At 58.0% G+C, this 16,377-nt stretch carries 14 protein-coding genes, 1 tRNA gene and 1 pseudogene; 4 read left to right on the top strand and 12 right to left on the bottom strand.

Annotated features, from left to right (window positions below):
- Nucleotides 1-123 precede the first annotated feature (123 nt).
- Nucleotides 124-252, bottom strand: a pseudogene (locus GM658_RS26140) (helix-turn-helix domain-containing protein); the annotation flags it as partial.
- A 153-nt stretch (nt 253-405) separates the two neighbouring features.
- Between GM658_RS26140 and GM658_RS26145 the strand changes: the two are divergent.
- Nucleotides 406-481: transfer RNA gene (locus tag GM658_RS26145), tRNA-Phe, on the top strand.
- A gap of 435 nt (nt 482-916) precedes the next feature.
- On the top strand, nt 917-1,870 hold the full coding sequence (locus GM658_RS26150) for a phytanoyl-CoA dioxygenase family protein (protein ID WP_155457035.1): 954 nt from the start codon (nt 917-919) through the stop codon (nt 1,868-1,870).
- Nucleotides 1,871-1,935: 65 nt separating this feature from the next.
- Here the strand turns inward: GM658_RS26150 and GM658_RS26155 are convergent, their stop codons facing one another.
- On the bottom strand, nt 1,936-2,223 hold the full coding sequence (locus tag GM658_RS26155) for a hypothetical protein (protein WP_155457037.1): 288 nt from the start codon (nt 2,221-2,223) through the stop codon (nt 1,936-1,938).
- 2 nt (nt 2,224-2,225) lie between these two features.
- Nucleotides 2,226-3,020, bottom strand: a complete 795-nt coding sequence (gene cysQ, locus GM658_RS26160) for a 3'(2'),5'-bisphosphate nucleotidase CysQ (RefSeq protein ID WP_155457038.1) — start codon at nt 3,018-3,020, stop codon at nt 2,226-2,228.
- 639 nt (nt 3,021-3,659) lie between these two features.
- On the opposite strand from cysQ, the gene cysD reads away from it, so the two are divergent.
- Complete coding sequence (cysD, locus tag GM658_RS29135) at nt 3,660-4,556, top strand: sulfate adenylyltransferase subunit CysD (RefSeq protein WP_211841946.1); 897 nt, start codon at nt 3,660-3,662, stop codon at nt 4,554-4,556.
- Nucleotides 4,556-6,469, top strand: coding sequence for a sulfate adenylyltransferase subunit CysN (gene cysN, locus GM658_RS26170; RefSeq protein ID WP_155457042.1), 1,914 nt, complete (start codon nt 4,556-4,558; stop codon nt 6,467-6,469). The genes cysD and cysN overlap by 1 nt, the downstream gene beginning before the upstream one ends.
- Here the strand turns inward: cysN and GM658_RS26175 are convergent.
- The 9 genes from GM658_RS26175 to GM658_RS26215 form a co-directional block, all read right to left on the bottom strand.
- Nucleotides 6,466-7,446 carry a lysylphosphatidylglycerol synthase transmembrane domain-containing protein gene (locus GM658_RS26175; protein ID WP_211841943.1) on the bottom strand — a complete coding sequence of 327 codons (981 nt, stop codon included), beginning with the start codon at nt 7,444-7,446 and terminating at the stop codon, nt 6,466-6,468. The two genes, cysN and GM658_RS26175, sit on opposite strands and share 4 nt — an antisense overlap.
- A gap of 8 nt (nt 7,447-7,454) precedes the next feature.
- On the bottom strand, nt 7,455-7,844 hold the full coding sequence (locus tag GM658_RS26180; protein ID WP_155457045.1) for a GtrA family protein: 390 nt from the start codon (nt 7,842-7,844) through the stop codon (nt 7,455-7,457).
- Entirely contained in the window at nt 7,834-9,132 is a 1,299-nt protein-coding gene (locus GM658_RS26185) for an NAD(P)/FAD-dependent oxidoreductase (RefSeq protein WP_155457047.1), read from the bottom strand. The genes GM658_RS26180 and GM658_RS26185 overlap by 11 nt, the downstream gene beginning before the upstream one ends.
- Before the next feature lie 114 nt (nt 9,133-9,246).
- The gene (locus tag GM658_RS26190; RefSeq protein WP_170298988.1) at nt 9,247-9,996 is read right to left on the bottom strand and encodes an SDR family NAD(P)-dependent oxidoreductase; all 750 of its coding nucleotides are present in this window, start codon (nt 9,994-9,996) and stop codon (nt 9,247-9,249) included.
- Complete coding sequence (locus GM658_RS26195; protein ID WP_155457049.1) at nt 9,997-11,298, bottom strand: FAD-binding oxidoreductase; 1,302 nt, start codon at nt 11,296-11,298, stop codon at nt 9,997-9,999.
- A complete protein-coding gene (locus GM658_RS26200; protein WP_155457051.1) occupies nt 11,286-12,719 on the bottom strand; it encodes a UbiA family prenyltransferase in 1,434 nt (477 codons plus the stop codon). Before GM658_RS26200 ends, GM658_RS26195 begins: the two co-directional genes overlap by 13 nt.
- 186 nt (nt 12,720-12,905) lie before the next feature.
- The gene (locus GM658_RS26205) at nt 12,906-13,427 is read right to left on the bottom strand and encodes a hypothetical protein (RefSeq protein ID WP_155457052.1); all 522 of its coding nucleotides are present in this window, start codon (nt 13,425-13,427) and stop codon (nt 12,906-12,908) included.
- 54 nt (nt 13,428-13,481) lie between these two features.
- Nucleotides 13,482-14,429 (bottom strand): NAD-dependent epimerase/dehydratase family protein, encoded by a 948-nt coding sequence (locus GM658_RS26210; RefSeq protein ID WP_155457054.1) that lies wholly within the window; start codon nt 14,427-14,429, stop codon nt 13,482-13,484.
- Nucleotides 14,430-14,471: 42 nt separating this feature from the next.
- On the bottom strand, nt 14,472-16,376 hold the full coding sequence (locus GM658_RS26215; RefSeq protein WP_155457056.1) for an ArnT family glycosyltransferase: 1,905 nt from the start codon (nt 16,374-16,376) through the stop codon (nt 14,472-14,474).
- Nucleotide 16,377 lies beyond the last annotated feature (1 nt).

A 16,377-nucleotide genomic window follows, 5' to 3' on the forward strand; every position in this document is an offset into this window, starting at 1 on the left:
GCTGGAGCCCATCGGCCATATCCCACCAGCCGAAGCCGAGATGAACTATTATCGTCAACTATCGAGTCAAGCCATCCCGGCATGACTCAAACCAAGGCGCCTCTCAAAATCCCGGTCCGGTTCAGTTTCCGACCGTAGATAGCGCCGGACTGTATTACGTGAGATGCCGAGCCGCCTAGCTATCTCTCGTAGGGGAACCTGGTCACGAAGGTGCCAGCGTCGAATTATGCCTAACAGAGCCACGTCGATCACTCCGATCTCCTGCCATGAAGACAGGTGGGATTGTGCTACCGATGTGGGTCAGATTTAATTGCAAATATGTGGGGAAGGTGGGTCAGTTTTCGATGCAATTCAACAAAAAGGGGTTGGCAAGCAGAAAAACTCCCTGCTATAATTACGCGCCTTGGCCTGGTAGCTCAGTTGGTAGAGCAGAGGACTGAAAATCCTTGTGTCGGTGGTTCGATTCCGCCCCGGGCCACCAAATTTCAACGCCCAACCGCTTAGGTTGGGCGTAATTCTTTTGACTTACCGCAGGGTAGTTCGGGCTCCAAGATGAGCTGATAAATATCCTGATCACAGAACAGTCTGGCAGCCCCGAAGCGCAGGCAGTCAAGCTGGAACCACTACCTAAGTGGCAAAGCCACTCATCCACTGCAACACCCCGGCACCATATTCAGCTACGCATCAGGCAGTTTCGGATAAATCCAGCGTCCGCATCGGCAGCCACTGCGCCACTTTTGGAGGCGGTCGGAAGCCCCCCCCTCCTGTTGAGCAGAGAGCAAGCCACCTGTACAATATGACATCGTCGAATCCTGTTGTTATTGACGTGAGAACCAATAGGACCCACTTCGGCGTGGAATCGCCAAACTACCTCATGAAATACCCTATTTAGAGCCGTGCGCAGAGAGTGAATGCAATGAAGGCAATTACCAAAGAAGACTGGATGTCGACCCGTACCTGGATCGATCTTGATAACGCGGACGTCAGGAGCTATCTGGCAAAAGTTTCCGACCGAGTCACTTATGACCTCGAGCAAAAGCTCCGTGATTGGCAAACTCGTGGCGTGGTGATTTTTGAAGGCCTGATTGAGCACAAGCTTATTGATGCACTGCTGAACGACGTGGAATATCTGCGCAAGCATCATCGCGACTTCGAGTTAAGCGCGGAAATCAAAGGCGTGCAAAAGGAAATCGCAACCTTCACTGACGAGGAACTCGATTCGGACGGCGTGAAATTCAATAGTATCCACTCCATTTCGAGAGCAGCCGGCATGTTGAGCCTGAGCGCGCCAGTTACCGAGTTTCTCGGGCACGTATTTGGATCGCCCGCCTGCGCTTTGCAGTCGTTGACTTTTTATCGCGGCAGCCAGCAGCCGGCGCATGTGGACTACCCGTATGTACGCTGCCAGACTAAACTGGGCCATTTGGCGGCAAGCTGGATTCCACTGGAAGACATTCACCCTGACGCAGGCCCGCTCGCCTACTACCCAGGCTCACATCATCCGGAAGTTTCCGGTTTCTTTGACTGGGGCCAGGGAAGCATCGTACTCGAGCACGACAGTACCCAGCAGCCGATTGAGCTCTCCCGCTTCCTTGAGGATAAAGTCCGTCAGGCGGCGATCGCCCCAGAAATCTTCCTGCCCAAGAAAGGTGATGTCCTGATCTGGCACGGCAACCTGATTCATGAAGGTACTGCGATTAACAACCCTGCGCTTACCCGCAAGTCGTATGTAACGCACTACACCTCGCTGGAAGCCTATCCGCAGGAACATCGTCGTGCCAAGGGCGAGGGCTTGACCCTCAACGGTGGCTACGCCTATGACTATCCCTGGCTGTCCCCAAGCCGGAGCCAGTTGCCTAGCTCTAAGTAAGACCCGAGTACAAGTCGTTTCATCGAAAACCCGCATTGCATTTCGTTGTACTGCGGGTTTTTCCATCAGGCCCGCGCGGCCAGCTCAGCCGAACGAGGCTTTTCCGTCACATAGCATACGTCACCATCCCAGGAAACGAAGCCTTGCGAGCGGATATGCCATTTGAACACGCCGGCAGCGACCTGATCTTCCGAGGTAACCACCGGTGCAAAGAAGCGCACCTCAGAGGCAAACTCCTGCGTGAACTGAAGCACGCCATCAACTTCGTCGCTCTTGGTCAGCACACGCCAAGGCAACGGGTTGTCGTTGTCGTTGCGGTTGTTAAAACGAATGTGGATCTGTTTCTGTTCCATGGTTATTTCTCCTTGGGTAAATGGTGACCTGACGCCGAAGCAATAAAAAATGGGTTCAGGATGTCGGGTTTGCCGTAACGCAGCACTTGCCCCGACGTGGTACAAACGATGCCCCCTGCCGCCTCCAGTATGGCCTGCGCAGCAGCGGTATCCCACTCGCACGTCGGCCCCAAGCGTGGATAAATGTCCGCCGCCCCTTCGGCGATCCTGCAAATCTTCAGTGAACTTCCAGCCTGAACCAGCTCGCAAGCGCCGAGGCCGGCAATAAAGGCCTGAGTTTCTTCGTTCAAATGACTCTTGCTGGCAACCACCCGCAGCGGCGCGCCCTCCGCCACTTGGGCAACCTGAATTCTTGCAGTGCCGGCCGAGTCGACACGGAACGCGCCGACTCCAGCTGCCCCCCAATACTTCCGGCTCAACGCTGGCGCAACGACGACCCCAAACACCGGGCGGCCATCGTCCACCAGCGCCACATTGACCGTAAATTCATCGTTACGCGATATGAATTCCTTTGTTCCGTCGAGCGGGTCGATCAACCAGAACTGGCCCGCAATCGGGCGTTCCGGCGCGCTGTCGCTGCCCTCCTCCGAGACGACTGCGAGCCCTGGCGTCAGCTTAGCCAGGCCGGCCAGCAGGATTTCATGCGCCAACAAGTCTGCCTGGCAAACCGGGCTGGCGTCGCACTTGACGGTCCAGCTCAGCTCCTCGGCCTGATAGATGTCCATAATGGCTTCAGCTGCTTTTTGCGCCAAAGCAACTACAGCGCCGATCAATTCACTGTTTATATCTTGTCGCATTATGCGATTCCGTTCATTTTTATGTGAGTATGCTATCATTAAACCTTGAAATAGCAAATCTAAAAATCACAAAATACAAATTGCGACAACAAGGACCGCATGAACTCCTCTGCCACCCCATTGTTCAACCTCGACACGTCCCGCCCATGGGATACCGAAAGCGCCTATCTGCAACTGCAGGAACTAGGCGTCGCCGATACCAAACGCACGGCCGAGCGCTTCCTGCATAAGCTGGATTTGCTTCCGTCGGCGCTCGAGCCAGAAATGCTGCGCGACGAGCTGGGCCGCCAGCCCACGCCGGCAGTCCTGCAATGGGAAATCGGCCAGATGCGCAGCAAGCGCATCCTGCCTGTCTTCGCGCAGCTATCGCCCCTGCCCGGCGGGCAAGCGTGCCTGCACTTCAATGATGCGCGCGGCGCGCGCTACTGGTTGCCGCTGGGCCAGAACGAAGCGGATCCGCAAGCGGTGGCAGCAGGCCTGGCCAGGCTGCAATCGCATATCGGCAAGCCGTTGGCTCTATTCCCGCATGGCCAGCTGAGCGGAATTTGCCGCGGCCTGCCATCGGCCAAAGAAATCCAGTACTGCATGCTCAGCTACCATGCCGCCCCGCCGGATGTGCGCCGCGGACCTGTCCTGGCCATGTCGCCGCACCTGAAGCGCCTCGAAGCGGAAAGTATCGAGATTCTGCGCGAAGCGGTCGCGGCTGGCGGCAACCCATGCATGCTCTACTCGCTGGGCAAGGACAGCTCGGTCATGCTGCACCTGGCGCGCAAGGCCTTCTACCCTTCCCTGCCGCCATTCCCGCTGCTGCACGTCGACACGCGCTGGAAATTCCAGGAGATGTACGACTTCCGCGACGCCATGGTGCGCGAGAGCGGCATGGAAATCCTGGTCCATACCAACCCGGAGGCGATCGAAAAGAACATCAATCCGTTTGACCACGGCTCAAGCCTGCATACCGACATTACCAAGACCGCCGGCCTGAAACAGGCGCTCGACCAGCATCAGTTCGACGTGGTGTTCGGTGGCGCCCGCCGCGATGAGGAAAAATCGCGCGCCAAGGAACGTATTTTCTCGTTCCGCTCGGCCAGCCACCGCTGGGATCCGAAAAACCAGCGCCCGGAACCGTGGAATCTGTATAACACCCGCAAGAACAAGGGCGAAAGCGTGCGCGTATTTCCCCTGTCGAACTGGACTGAACTCGATATCTGGCAATACATCCACCAGGAAGGCATTGCCGTCGTCCCCTTGTATTTTGCCAAGGAGCGTCCCGTGGTGCGGCGCGATGGCATGTGGCTGATGGTTGACGACGCCCGCATGCCGATCGGGCCCGACGAAACCATTTTTAAAAAGATGGTCCGCTTCCGCACGCTGGGCTGCTATCCGCTCACCGGTGCAATCGAATCGACAGCAAATTCCTTGCCGGAGATAATCATGGAACTTGTGCATGCCCGCAACTCCGAGCGGCAAGGCCGCGCAATCGATAACGATGCGGCGGCAAGCATGGAAAAGAAGAAACAAGAAGGATACTTTTGATGGCTCGCTCCAAAAAGACGGCTGCAGTCCCAAGCCAGCGCCCGCCTGTTCCACTGGCAACGCTGGAGACACTTCAGCGCCAGCAAGATGGGCAGGATTTATTGCGTGTAATCACCTGCGGCAATGTCGACGATGGAAAAAGTACGCTGATCGGGCGCCTGCTGTGGGAGTCGCAGCAATTACTCGATGATCAATTCGATGCCTTGCAGAAGGAATCGAAAAAATACGGCACCCAAGGCGACCAGCTCGATTTTGCGCTGCTGGTGGACGGCCTGGCGGCCGAACGCGAGCAAGGCATCACCATCGATATCGCCTATCGTTTTTTCGGCACTAGCCAGCGCCGCTTCATCATCGCCGACACCCCCGGCCACCAGCAATACACGCGCAACATGGTCACGGCGGCCTCCACCGCCGATGTTGCCGTACTGTTGGTCGATGCCCGCAATGGCATCCAGACCCAGACCCGGCGCCATGCCTACCTTGCGTCGCTGATGGGCGTGCGCCGTATTGTGCTGGCCATTAACAAGATGGACCTGGTGGCATACTCCAATACGGTGTTCACCCGCATCAGCGAAGAATTCGCCGCCTTCACCGCCACCTTCAATTTCGCCAGTGTGACCGCCATCCCGCTCAGCGCCCTCAAAGGCGACAACCTGAGCGAGCGCTCTCCGCACATGCCTTGGTATACGGGGCCGACCCTGCTTGGCTACCTGGAAACGGTCAAGATAGAACCGCCTGCTGGCGACGTCCCGGTGTTTCCAGTACAGTGGGTCAACCGTCCGGACGCCTCATTCCGCGGCTTCAGCGGCACCGTTGCGCAGGGCAGGTTCAGTGTCGGCGACGAAATTCGCGTCACCGCCTCTGGCCAGACCAGCCATATCGCCGAGATCGTCACCATGGATGGTTCGCTGGCAAACGCCGCGCGTGGCGATGCCGTGACGCTGCGCCTGGCAAGCGAGATTGACGCTTCGCGTGGCGATATCCTGTCGCTGGCGAACGCACCGCTCGACATGACCGACCAGCTGGAAGCGACGTTGATCTGGACCGACACCGACCCGGGCCTGGTCGGCCGCAGCTATCACATCAAGCTTGCGACGCAGACCGCAGCGGCATCGATTACCAAGATCAAGCACGAAATCGACGTCAATACCCTGGCGCATAACGCCAGCAAACAGCTTGGACTAAACAGCATCACGGTTTGCACCCTGGCACTCAGCAAACCGTTGGTGTTCGAGAATTACGAGAAGTCGAAACCGCTCGGCAGCTTTATCCTGATTGACCGTTACAGCAACGCCACCGTGGCCATCGGCATGGTGCGGCATAACCTGCGCCGTGCGCAGAATGTGCACAAACAAGCCTTGTCGATCAACCGTGAAGCACGCGAAAAACTGAACGGGCACCGCGGCAAGGTAATCTGGCTCACCGGCCTTTCCGGTTCGGGCAAATCGACCATCGCCAACGCGCTGGAAGTGGCCTTGCATGCCGAAGGAAAACGCACTTACCTGCTGGATGGCGACAATGTGCGCCAGGGCTTGAACCGTGACCTCGGCTTCACCGATGCCGACCGCGTCGAAAACATCCGGCGTATTGCCGAAGTGGCCAAGCTCATGCTGGACGCCGGCACGATCGTGATCACCGCCTTCATTTCGCCGTTCCGGCGCGAACGCGAAATGGCACGCGAACTGATCGGCGAGGAGAACTTTGTCGAGGTCTATATGAACGCCCCCCTGGAAGTCTGCGAAGGGCGCGATCCCAAAGGGCTGTACAAGAAGGCGCGCGCAGGGCAGCTGCCGAACCTGTCGGGCATCGGCAGCCCTTATGAAGCACCGCTGGCGCCGCAGTTCACCATCGACAGCGGCAGGCACAGCATCGACGAATGCGTCGCGCTCCTGATGAAGGAAGGCCTGGCCTAGCGTGTCGCCTGGAGCGCCATGTCCTTGCGGGAGGACGCAAGCAAGGATATGGCGCCGATCGCCATCCCCAGCCAGAGCGTGACCAGGCGAATTGCAATCGCCAGCGACACGGCAACGCCGTAGCTTGTCCCTCGCTCGCTCAGCTGCAGCACCAGGGCCGCCTCCATCGCGCCGAGCCCGCCCGGCAGCATGCTGGCGGCGCCAAACAGGGTGGCCTGCACAAAGATCAAGACACAGTCGGCTGCCGGCACTCCGGTTCCGGCCGTAAAGCAGAACCAGGCGAAAACCAGGGCCTGGCTGCCATACGCCAGCAGCGCAAGAGACGAGAACGCGGCAACCCGCGGCAATTGCCACACGCGGGCCCAGCTTTCCAGCACCAGCTTTCCAGCATCAAGCGGCCGCCAGCGCAGGCGGCGCGTCATCCGGCTCCACGCCGTCAGGGCACGCGGATGCAGCAGTAGCCAGGCCGCAGTGCAACTGCCCAGCAGCAGGACTGCATAGGCGGAGATCCAGGCCCAGGCCAGCGCCTGGCCCGACATCCAGGCCGCCAGGAAGCCCAGCAGGCATACGCCCAGGACATCGCTGGCCCGATCGACCAGGAAGGCCGCCAAGCTATGGGGCACCCTCACACCGTGCTGCAGCAGCAAGGCAGAGCGGAATGTCTCCCCGGATTTGCCGGGCGTTGCGGTCAACGCCAGGCCGGACAGGTAGATCGCCAGGTGGCGCCAACGTGGCACCCGGTATCCGAAGTGCCGCAAGTTATTCTCCCAGCGGCCAAAGCGCCAGAGGAAAGAAGACGACGAAAGTACCGCGCCAATGAGCAGGGTATCCAAGCCTATTGCAGCCAGCGCGCCCGCCGTCTCTTTCCAGCCAAAACTGAAGATCGCAGCCAGGTACAACAGTACGCCGGCGCTGACAAACAGGACCACGGCCCTGACCATGCGCGGGTCGGCAAGCGCCGACTGGATACGATCCATGCTGCGGTTCATCGGAAAGTCAGGAACTTATGTCCGAAATAGCTGGTCACTACCGGCACCAGAACACCCGTCAGGTGGGCCAGAGCTTCGGCATGGTCGACGATGCCAAGCGACGGCAGCAGCCAGCGTGCCAGCAGCAGGCTGATGGCAAGCGTCTGCAAAACGGCCAGCACGTTGACGCCAATGAACTTGCCAACCTGCGCCGCCATCGCCCCGCCTTGTGCTTTGAATACATGGCCGCGCATCAGGGTAAAGGCGACCAGCATCCCCACCAGGTAGGCAAAGAAAACGGCAGGCGCGTAGTCCAGGAAGGTACTGAAGATAAAGCGTGAGCCGAAATTGGCTCCTGCAGCAATTCCGCCGGCAACCAGGAAGCGCAAAAATTCCTTATTCAGCATGGGCCGCCATCTTCGCCATATTGCGCCCGAAGTCGATACTCTCCGAAATGCCGCGGTCTTCCGGATAATAGTACGAGGTATCGGCTACCCACAGGCCCTGCACCGGCAAAGCGGCAGGCGGCAGCTTGTCGAGGTAGCCAGGGTCGCAGATCGGCTGGGCATAGCGGTAGCGGCTGGCACGCATGTCGAGGAAGTCTTCGTCGCGCAGCGCTGGGTTGATCTTCTTCAGGTAGCTGCGCACCTTGTCCAGGAACACCTGGTCGGCATCAGCGAATTTCGGATGTTCGCCGGGCATGTAGAACGGCACATAGGTGATGTACTCGTCCAGCGGCCGCAGGTTAGAGTATTCGACCAGGCCAGGGATATCCATGTCCGGATCGTTGGTATTGAGCCAGAAATTCTCCGTCACCGCCTTGCGCAGCTTGGCGATCACGCATACCACGGCAATATTCTTGACTGCCTTGAACTTGTCCAGCACGTCTGGTGGCAAATCAGGTATCACGCGCGGCACATACGGCAGCGGGATCGTGCTGACCACCTTGTGGAAGGCTTCGAACTGCCCGCCGGTCTCGATGCCGCGCACCTTGTTTTGCTCCATCACGACCTTGGTGACCGGAGTACCGAGGCGCACCTCGCCACCATGCTTGACGATATCGTCACGCATGGCATTGAGCAGGGTCTCGGAGCCGCCATCCAGGTAGCCGAGCTTTTCTTCGAACAGGCTGGCGCGCGAAGTACCGATGCGGCGGATACGGCTCCAGATCCAGGCCGCCGACAGATTGCTGCTGTAATCGTAGAATTTGTAGTCGAACAGCCGGCGCCACAATACTTCGTAGGCTTCTTCGCCCACCCAACGGCGGATCCAGCCAGTTGCTTCAACGTTGTCGAGCGGGCGCCAGTCCTCCCGCTTGCGCTTGGTGGACAGGAAAGCATGCAGGCCATAACGGAATTTGGCCACCATGCTCAATCCGCGGAACTTCAGCAGCGCAACCGGGTTGCCCCATGGCTGGAGGCGGTTCTGGTACCAGTAGCCCATCTTGGTGGCGGTCCAGTGCATTTTCGAGGAGAGGCCGAGCTCCTCCAGCACCTTCAGGAAGCCGGTGTCGGAGATACAGTGGAAATGGTAATAGCGTTCAATCGACAGGCCCGAAAAGTCGAAGGCGGCCGCCATGCCGCCGACCCGGTCGTCGGCTTCGAATACCACCGGATGGTGACCGTCGCGCGCCAGTTGATAGGCTACCGCCAAGCCCATTGGTCCGGCGCCCAGTACTGCAATGCGTTGTCGCATATCTTAAAACTCCAAGAATTCAGTGCCAGGTTTGCCGCGGAAATTATCCACGGCAGTCAGAAAAATTCACGTCTTATGCAAGCTGCTACACTGGACGTCCAGTGCATGGCCCTCTCAAATATTCAATTTGTGGAAGATCGCTCGCGGCAAGTTGGCAATAACAAACATGATCAGCGCCCATTTACCCGGCGTATACAGCACGGGCTGGCCCTTGGCCGTCGCCGTGACAATTTGCGCCGCCACCGATTCGACGCTGGCCATGCCGCGTTGTGGCATATGGGAGGTCATCGGCGTGGCAGTCGGGCCTGGTTTAACCAGGACTATCTTGACTCCTGTGCCGGCCAAGCGGTGCTGCAGGCCTTCGACGTAGCGCGTCACCATGCCCTTGGCGGCGCCATAGACGTAATTAGACTTGCGGCCGCGTTCGCCGGCGACGGAGCCGATGATAGTCAGCGTTCCTTTTTCGGCGCGCAACATATACCGAGCGAATGCCTCCGCAAACAAAACCGGCGAAATACCATTGATTTGCATTGCTTCGGCCGCCAACACCAAATCTTCCTGGCACGCATGCTGGTCCGGTAACGAGCCGTGCGCGATCAGCACGATATCCGGCGCGCCGCCGCTCACAATGGCATCTACCGTGGCGCGAATCGCTTGAGGATCGCTGAAACTTGCCTGCATCACGCATACCGTCGATTGCGGGCTGCGAACGCGCAGGTCCGCTGCCACGGCCTCGGTCTTTTCCCTATTGCGCCCCAGCAGGGTCAAATTGACAGCCTGCCCTGTCACCCATAACCGGGCGCAATGCTCGGCCATGGCCGAGGTAGCACCGACAATCACGATGTTTTTCTTGTTCTCTGTCACTTAGTTCCCCATCAAGCGGCGCGACATCGCGGAGCTGATGCCCGGGTCGCGGTAGGATAAAAATTCGGCGAGCCGTGGATAACCGGACTCAAACAGCGAGCGCGGCATGCGCGCATCTTTAGCCATGTAGATCCGCCCGCCAGCCTCGGCGACGATCGCGTCAAGCCGTTCGAACAAACGCAGCGTACGCTCATTGCGGTTAGGGAAATCGAGCGCCAGCGTCACGCCAGGCTGCGCGAAGCTCAACATGCCGGGCGCCTGCCGTTCGCCGAAAGTCTTCAGCACGGCCAGGAACGACCCTTCGCCACTGTCGGCAATCGCTTTCAGCATTTCCAGCACGGCGACGCGCCCAACTGCCCGCGGCACCACGCTCTGATACTGGTAAAAGCCCTTCGGGCCATACATTCGATTCCATTCCAGCAAATTATCCAAGGGGTAGAAATAGCCTTCATAATGCGCGACCCTTTTGCCAGCCCGGCTCTTTTGCAGATTGAAATACGCGCTATTGAACGGCGCCAGCGAAAGTCTATTGACCAGGGAAACCGGTGGCACAAAAGGCATCGTGCTCGGACGCGCGGCGGGTATTTCGAGGCCTTGCGCAGCGCAATGATTCGCGCGCAGAAAAATGCCGCGTCCGCGTCTCGACAGGCAGTCGATCCACGATACGGTGTGCTCCCAATTAGCTTCCGAAGCGTCAGCATGCACGAAGAATTCGTCGAGGCTAGCGTACGGCAGGGTTTCCGTTTCAAGCCAAGGTCCGGCGACCCGGCGTAGTTGAATCTCTGCAGTACAAATGATCCCCGTCAGGCCCAGGCCTCCGACAGTTGCGGCGAACCAGTTTTCCTGTTCCCCGGAACCGCATTCGATGCGCTGGCCGTCGGTGCGCAACAATTCGATCCGACGCACATGGTCGCCAAAGGAGCCAAACGAGTGGTGATTCTTTCCATGGACGTCGTTGGCGATCGCACCGCCCACCGTAACGAGCTGGGTCCCCGGCGTGACCGGCAACATCCAGCCAGACTGAACGGCGAGCTTTTGTATGTCGCGCAACAAAACTCCCGATTCACAACGCAGCAGCCCGGTTTCCCTGTCAAAGCTGATAAAGCGATCCAGTCCGGTACTGCGCCAGAGCACTCCGCCAGGATTGAGGCACACGTCGCCGTAGCTGCGGCCCATGCCGTGCGCCAGTCCTGGTGCGCTTGCTTGCAACAGGCGCGGCACCTGCCCGCGCTCTGTCAAGGGCAGCACATCATGTTCCCACTGCCCCAGCCGGCCCCAGGAGGAAACCATTACCACGGCCATCCCACGGCGCCCACAGCCAACACGGCTGCAAAACAGCCGCCGGCCAGCAGGCTGGCCTTATCCTTGACTGCAAACACAAGTGGATCGTCGTGCATATGACCGCGATGTGCCTTCATCCACATCCAGCTGACCCAGAACAGCATTACCGGAACCGAGCCCCAGACAATTTCCGGCGAACGGTAAAGCATCAGCACTGCTTCGCTGTTCAGGTAAAGGGCCAACACCACCAAGGCCGCGTACCCAGAGCAGACTCCAAGGATCTGGATAAGTGGCGCGTCCGAAGTGTAGTAGCCACGGCCATGCGCTTTTTTATTGCCATGCAAAACCTGGACTTGCAGCTCCGCATAGCGCTTGACATAAGCCAGCGACAAGAACAGGAACACCGAGAAAGCAAGAAGCCAGAACGACAACGGCATGCTGAGGGCAGCAGCGCCGGCAATGATACGCAATGTGTACAGTACAGCTAGCGCCAGACAATCAACCAGCATCAGGCGTTTGAGGAGCCAGGAGTACGCGCAGGTCAAGGCAAAATATCCGGCCAGCCAAACAAAGAAGTTGCCACCGACATGCCAAGCCACCCCTGCGCTGGCCAACAGCAGCAGCGGTACACACAGTACGCCTTGCCACGCCGGCACCGCGCCGCTAGCGAACGGCCGGTTCCGCTTGCGCGGGTGCTGCCGGTCACTCTCAAGGTCGAGCAGGTCATTGGCGATGTAAACCGAGGAAGCACACAGGCTGAACGCGACAAAGGCCAACATCAACGGGACCCAGTGCTCCGGATCGGCAAACTGGTGAGCGGCAAACAGTGGTACGAATAGCAGCAAGTTCTTCAGCCATTGATGCACTCGCAGAACGCGGCGCCACACGTTGAGGCCGGCGTCGGGGGCGGCGAACGAACGCTCAACCTCGCAGCAATCGGCGGCTGCCCGAGCCAAGTTGGCTGGCGCATTGACAATCACGGCACGGCGCGCATGGCGCCACACCGGCAGGTCAGCACGGGAATTGCCTGCATAGTCATAGCCGGCACGCCCGAAACGATCCACCAAAGCAGCTGCCTTGTTCTCGCCAGCCAAATTTACCACCCCATCGCTGGCCATGACCTCATCGAATACTCCCAAGTGATCGGCAATCGCATCGGCGATCAATCGGTCGGAGGCCGTGCAAAGGATCAATTTTCGGCCAGCGCTGCGCTGTTGCTTTAGCCATTCGATAAAAGCCGTGTTATACGGCAGTGAGGTCGCATCAAAACTACCGCCCTGAGCCAGGCGGCGCTTGAGCACCGCCTTGCCATGAGTTAGTAAATAAGGAATACGCAACGCTTCCACAGGATTGTCGCGCACAGCGCGCAGCGCTGATTCATGCAACATGTCGGTGTGAATCAATGTTCCGTCTAGATCAATGATCAGTGGCAATGCGCCCATAAATACTCGTTAGCACAGAAGAAGCAGGCTTTGATACCACTTCGGTTAGTTAATGATTGGTTCGCGCGCGGCACACGTCACCGCAGGACAACCCGGCAGTGTAATGACAGAGGGAAAACATGTCAAACTGCCATCAATGCCAAGTGACGTGGCCGGCGCATCAGGCGCAGGCAGCGGTGAGGCGCGTTAGCCTGGAATAGAAATTTTATTGCTCGGAACGCATTCCGTGCTGCCGGCGCCAGCCGCCTCAAGAATCTTGATGTCATAGGCGCCAGGCGCGACCCCGGAAAGGTCCATCGTCACGGACCAGCCGGCGTTGACCAACAATGGCTTTTTGTAAACTTCTGCAATGTCGGGCCGCTGGATTCCGCGTTCAGCCTTGACGAAATAATGCCCCGGACCGGTCATCTCGATATAGACATCGCCAGGCGCCTGATCGCTCTTGCTATTGGCAGCCCAACCATTCAGGTAAACCTTCGATTTATCCGTCACCGCGTTGTCGTCGGCGCTTGGGGGAGCATCGTTGAAACGCTCCAGGGCGCAGTCGGTGGAAACGGCAAGGGTCGCCGGCAGCTCCGCGGGACGCGTCGCGCTAGGCTTGCTTGCAGACGGAGGCACTGGCGCAGCCGCGGCCGCGGCTGGCTTTTCTTCCTTGTTGGAACATGCGGAGACGAGCAGGACTAAAGCTGTGGTGGTGAGCAATCGCATATGGTGCTTTCTACTATTGAAAATAAATGGAATCACGGGGGGAACAACTCTTGATTAAAAATCCAGAACAATGCCATTGTAACGGGAGTCGTTGAACGTCAGGTCGATAGCCTTCGCAAACGGCGTATAGGGCACACCGAACATGCCAGGCCAGTCGCTCACTTCGAACTCGTCCTTGGCACTGAGAGCGGCCAATTGCTGTGTGGTGAACGGCGGTGTCTTATCGAACAGTGACCAAATCCAGATCAGGGCAAAGAACAAACTGTACGGAATTTTGACGATAGGCGTCCGGGCGCCGGTGGCGCGCTTGATCGTGCGGATAATGTCGATGTAGTCGATTTTCTCGTGACCAGAAATGTTATAGATGCCCCCGGCAATGCGCCGTTCTATGCAGCTGATAATGATGTCCGAAAAATCGCCCGCATATAAGGGCTGACGCATATACCGACCGTGGCCGGGAATCGGAAACACCGGTACTTTCTTCATGAAACGAGAGAGCCAGCCAAGATGCTTGCGGTCGAACCACCCGAACATCAAGGTTGGGCGGAGGATGGGGCAAGGGATTCCACTTGCCAGGACCAGTTGCTCCTGCTCGATCTTACTGCGGGTATAAAAGTCGTCGGCCACTGAAACCACAACCGAGGAACTGATGTGCACCAGGTACGGCTGCCTGGGATTCGCCTTGACCAGATCCAGGATAAGGCGGGTGGAATCAATATTATTTCGCTGGAAGTCACTGTAATCGATACCGCCGATCTGCGCTTGCAGCATTACCACCACGTCAGCGTCCTCGAAATGGCGCTGCCATTCGCCTGCTTGCGCCAAATCGGCGTACACACACGTAATGTCCGGTTGCGTCAGCTGCAAGATTGCCAGATTGCTGCGGTGCTTGTCGAGCACCACGATATTTTTATAGCCGCGGTCTTTCAGGCGCGCAACCAGGTTCTGGCCGACCAGGCCAGCTCCGCCTGGCAAGAGAATCTTTTGCTCAAATTTGTTCATTGAAGTTCCTGTCAATTCGATTCATTTCTTGTTGTGCTCGATTTACTTGACGTTCACGGGCACATCCTGGCTCAACTGACATGCTTCCACGACATCGCCCAGGACGCGGGCCACGCCTACGCGATAAACTCCGCTCATCTGCGGCGGACTCAACATCGTAGAAAAACCGCGGTTCGCCCCCGCGCTAGTTACCGTGCCAGGATTTCGGGCGATCTGGATAGCCTCAAAATATTGCGGTGCGCCACCGTCCTTGCTAAGCGATATCAAAAGGTTTTGCCTTGAATCTGCAGCCTCGCCCGCGAATTTTGCCCAGCCGGCCACGGTGAACATCGCCTGGTCTCCGCTAACGGTATAGTCTGCGCGATCGAAGCCGCCGTCGCATTGCACCGCGCGTACATTGGCGCCATGTGGGATCGATACGGTATTCTTCAATGCCACGAAACAGCCGTGCACCATGCTCATTTTCCACGCCGGGCGCTGGGAGACCCAGCGGCTGAGTTCGTTCACTGTCGGGTAATTCGTGCCTTCACTACACAGCACGACGCCGCCCAACTTGTCAGCGGGAATAAAACTTTCTGGATTGGCCGCCAGCTTGGCATAATCCTGAGCCCAGGTGGGAACAGTAAATGACTTTCGCTCAGCCATATAGGCCCAGGTGGAATTCCAATCATTCCCATATCCCACGAACGCCTTATCATTCGGCATTTCGCGCTTAAGCGTCGCTCCTAAGTCGTAATCGCGGGAATTCTCTGCGTCAAAAACAGTTCTTGCCGCTGGCGCGTATTCCTGTGAGAACCAGTAGTAGTTCGACCCGACCAGCAGCAACGCAATGACAGGAACAAGGGGCAGTTCCGGCAAATATCGGCTGCACAGTTTAGTCAGGGCCAGTGCCAGGGCAAACAGCAAGAAGAGCACGTTTGCTGATTGGTAATACGTATGTACGATATGCAGGTTGGTAAACAGCAAGAATGGCAGCAGTCCCATCGCCAAGGCACATATCAGGGCATATTTGACCACTTTCTCCACCTTCGACAGCATGGCCAGCACAAGCACCGCCAGCCCCAACAAGCCGCCGAGGTTCTGCAACGCAACCCGTCCCCATAGCACCTTGGTGTACAACTCGGCGGACGTGCGCTGGGCGAGCGTACCCCAGTTCCAGCCTTTCAATGCATTCGAAGTGAGCAGCTTTCCCATCGGGCTCAACTCCTTGACGTGGTCGGTATAGGCCGTCCACAGCGCACCGATCAGGAGAGGCACGATCACATAAACGGCAGCAAATACGATCCGCGGCACGCAAAAGCGCCAATACGAAATCGTCCCCTGCGCACGACGGTCAAGCAGGGCATGCAAACTGACAAACAGGTAAACGATCCCCAAGATGGCTAGTACGGGCAAACCGGTGGTGGCCTTCTGCAAAATGCTCAAGGACATGCAAACGAAGAACAGCGCACCGCTGCGCAAGTTGCCGGGCGCGGAAAGCAATTCCAGGAAATACTTGATCGCAGCAACCGCAAAGAACAGGCTCGTGGTCTCGATCATAAAAGTGCGGCCCCAATACAGGTAGATCGGGCTCGAGAACAGGAGGGCAGCGAACACATACCAGGTTGCGTCGCCAAGCTTGAGTTGGCGCGTGATCGCGCGCGCTGGAAGCAAACACAAAGCCAGGAACACAAAGCTCAGCAGACGGCCGGCGACATCAAGCGGTGCACCAGTCAACTGGGACAACAACGCCACCAAATATTGATAGAGCGGGAATTCGAACGGAACGCTCCATGGCATCCCGACTACCGGAGTTTCATAGGCCAGATGAAATCCGTTGGAAGCCAGCCAGAATGCGCTAAGTGCAGTCTGAGACTGCCGGAAATTGAACAAGTCCAACGGCGCTTGTGCGGCGTACCGAACTGCAAAATAAGTCGCATAGCTCAAGCATAAGAACGCCAGCAGCATT

Origin of the sequence: Massilia eburnea, assembly GCF_009720745.1 — a bacterium.
GTDB lineage: Bacteria > Pseudomonadota > Gammaproteobacteria > Burkholderiales > Burkholderiaceae_D > Rugamonas > Rugamonas eburnea.

Excerpts from the sequence above, each read along its gene's own strand:
- GM658_RS26150 (WP_155457035.1), top strand. The coding sequence starts at position 917 with ATGAAGGCAATTACCAAAGAAGACTGGATGTCGACCCGTACCTGGATC.
- GM658_RS26200 (WP_155457051.1), bottom strand. The coding sequence starts at position 12,719 with ATGGGCGCATTGCCACTGATCATTGATCTAGACGGAACATTGATTCAC.
- GM658_RS26185 (WP_155457047.1), bottom strand. The coding sequence starts at position 9,132 with ATGCGACAACGCATTGCAGTACTGGGCGCCGGACCAATGGGCTTGGCG.
- GM658_RS26205 (WP_155457052.1), bottom strand. The coding sequence starts at position 13,427 with ATGCGATTGCTCACCACCACAGCTTTAGTCCTGCTCGTCTCCGCATGT.
- GM658_RS26155 (WP_155457037.1), bottom strand. The coding sequence starts at position 2,223 with ATGGAACAGAAACAGATCCACATTCGTTTTAACAACCGCAACGACAAC.
- cysQ (WP_155457038.1), bottom strand. The coding sequence starts at position 3,020 with ATGCGACAAGATATAAACAGTGAATTGATCGGCGCTGTAGTTGCTTTG.
- cysN (WP_155457042.1), top strand. The coding sequence starts at position 4,556 with ATGGCTCGCTCCAAAAAGACGGCTGCAGTCCCAAGCCAGCGCCCGCCT.
- GM658_RS26195 (WP_155457049.1), bottom strand. The coding sequence starts at position 11,298 with ATGGCCGTGGTAATGGTTTCCTCCTGGGGCCGGCTGGGGCAGTGGGAA.
- GM658_RS26180 (WP_155457045.1), bottom strand. The coding sequence starts at position 7,844 with ATGCTGAATAAGGAATTTTTGCGCTTCCTGGTTGCCGGCGGAATTGCT.
- GM658_RS26175 (WP_211841943.1), bottom strand. The coding sequence starts at position 7,446 with ATGGATCGTATCCAGTCGGCGCTTGCCGACCCGCGCATGGTCAGGGCC.
- GM658_RS26215 (WP_155457056.1), bottom strand. The coding sequence starts at position 16,376 with ATGCTGCTGGCGTTCTTATGCTTGAGCTATGCGACTTATTTTGCAGTT.
- GM658_RS26210 (WP_155457054.1), bottom strand. The coding sequence starts at position 14,429 with ATGAACAAATTTGAGCAAAAGATTCTCTTGCCAGGCGGAGCTGGCCTG.
- cysD (WP_211841946.1), top strand. The coding sequence starts at position 3,660 with ATGTCGCCGCACCTGAAGCGCCTCGAAGCGGAAAGTATCGAGATTCTG.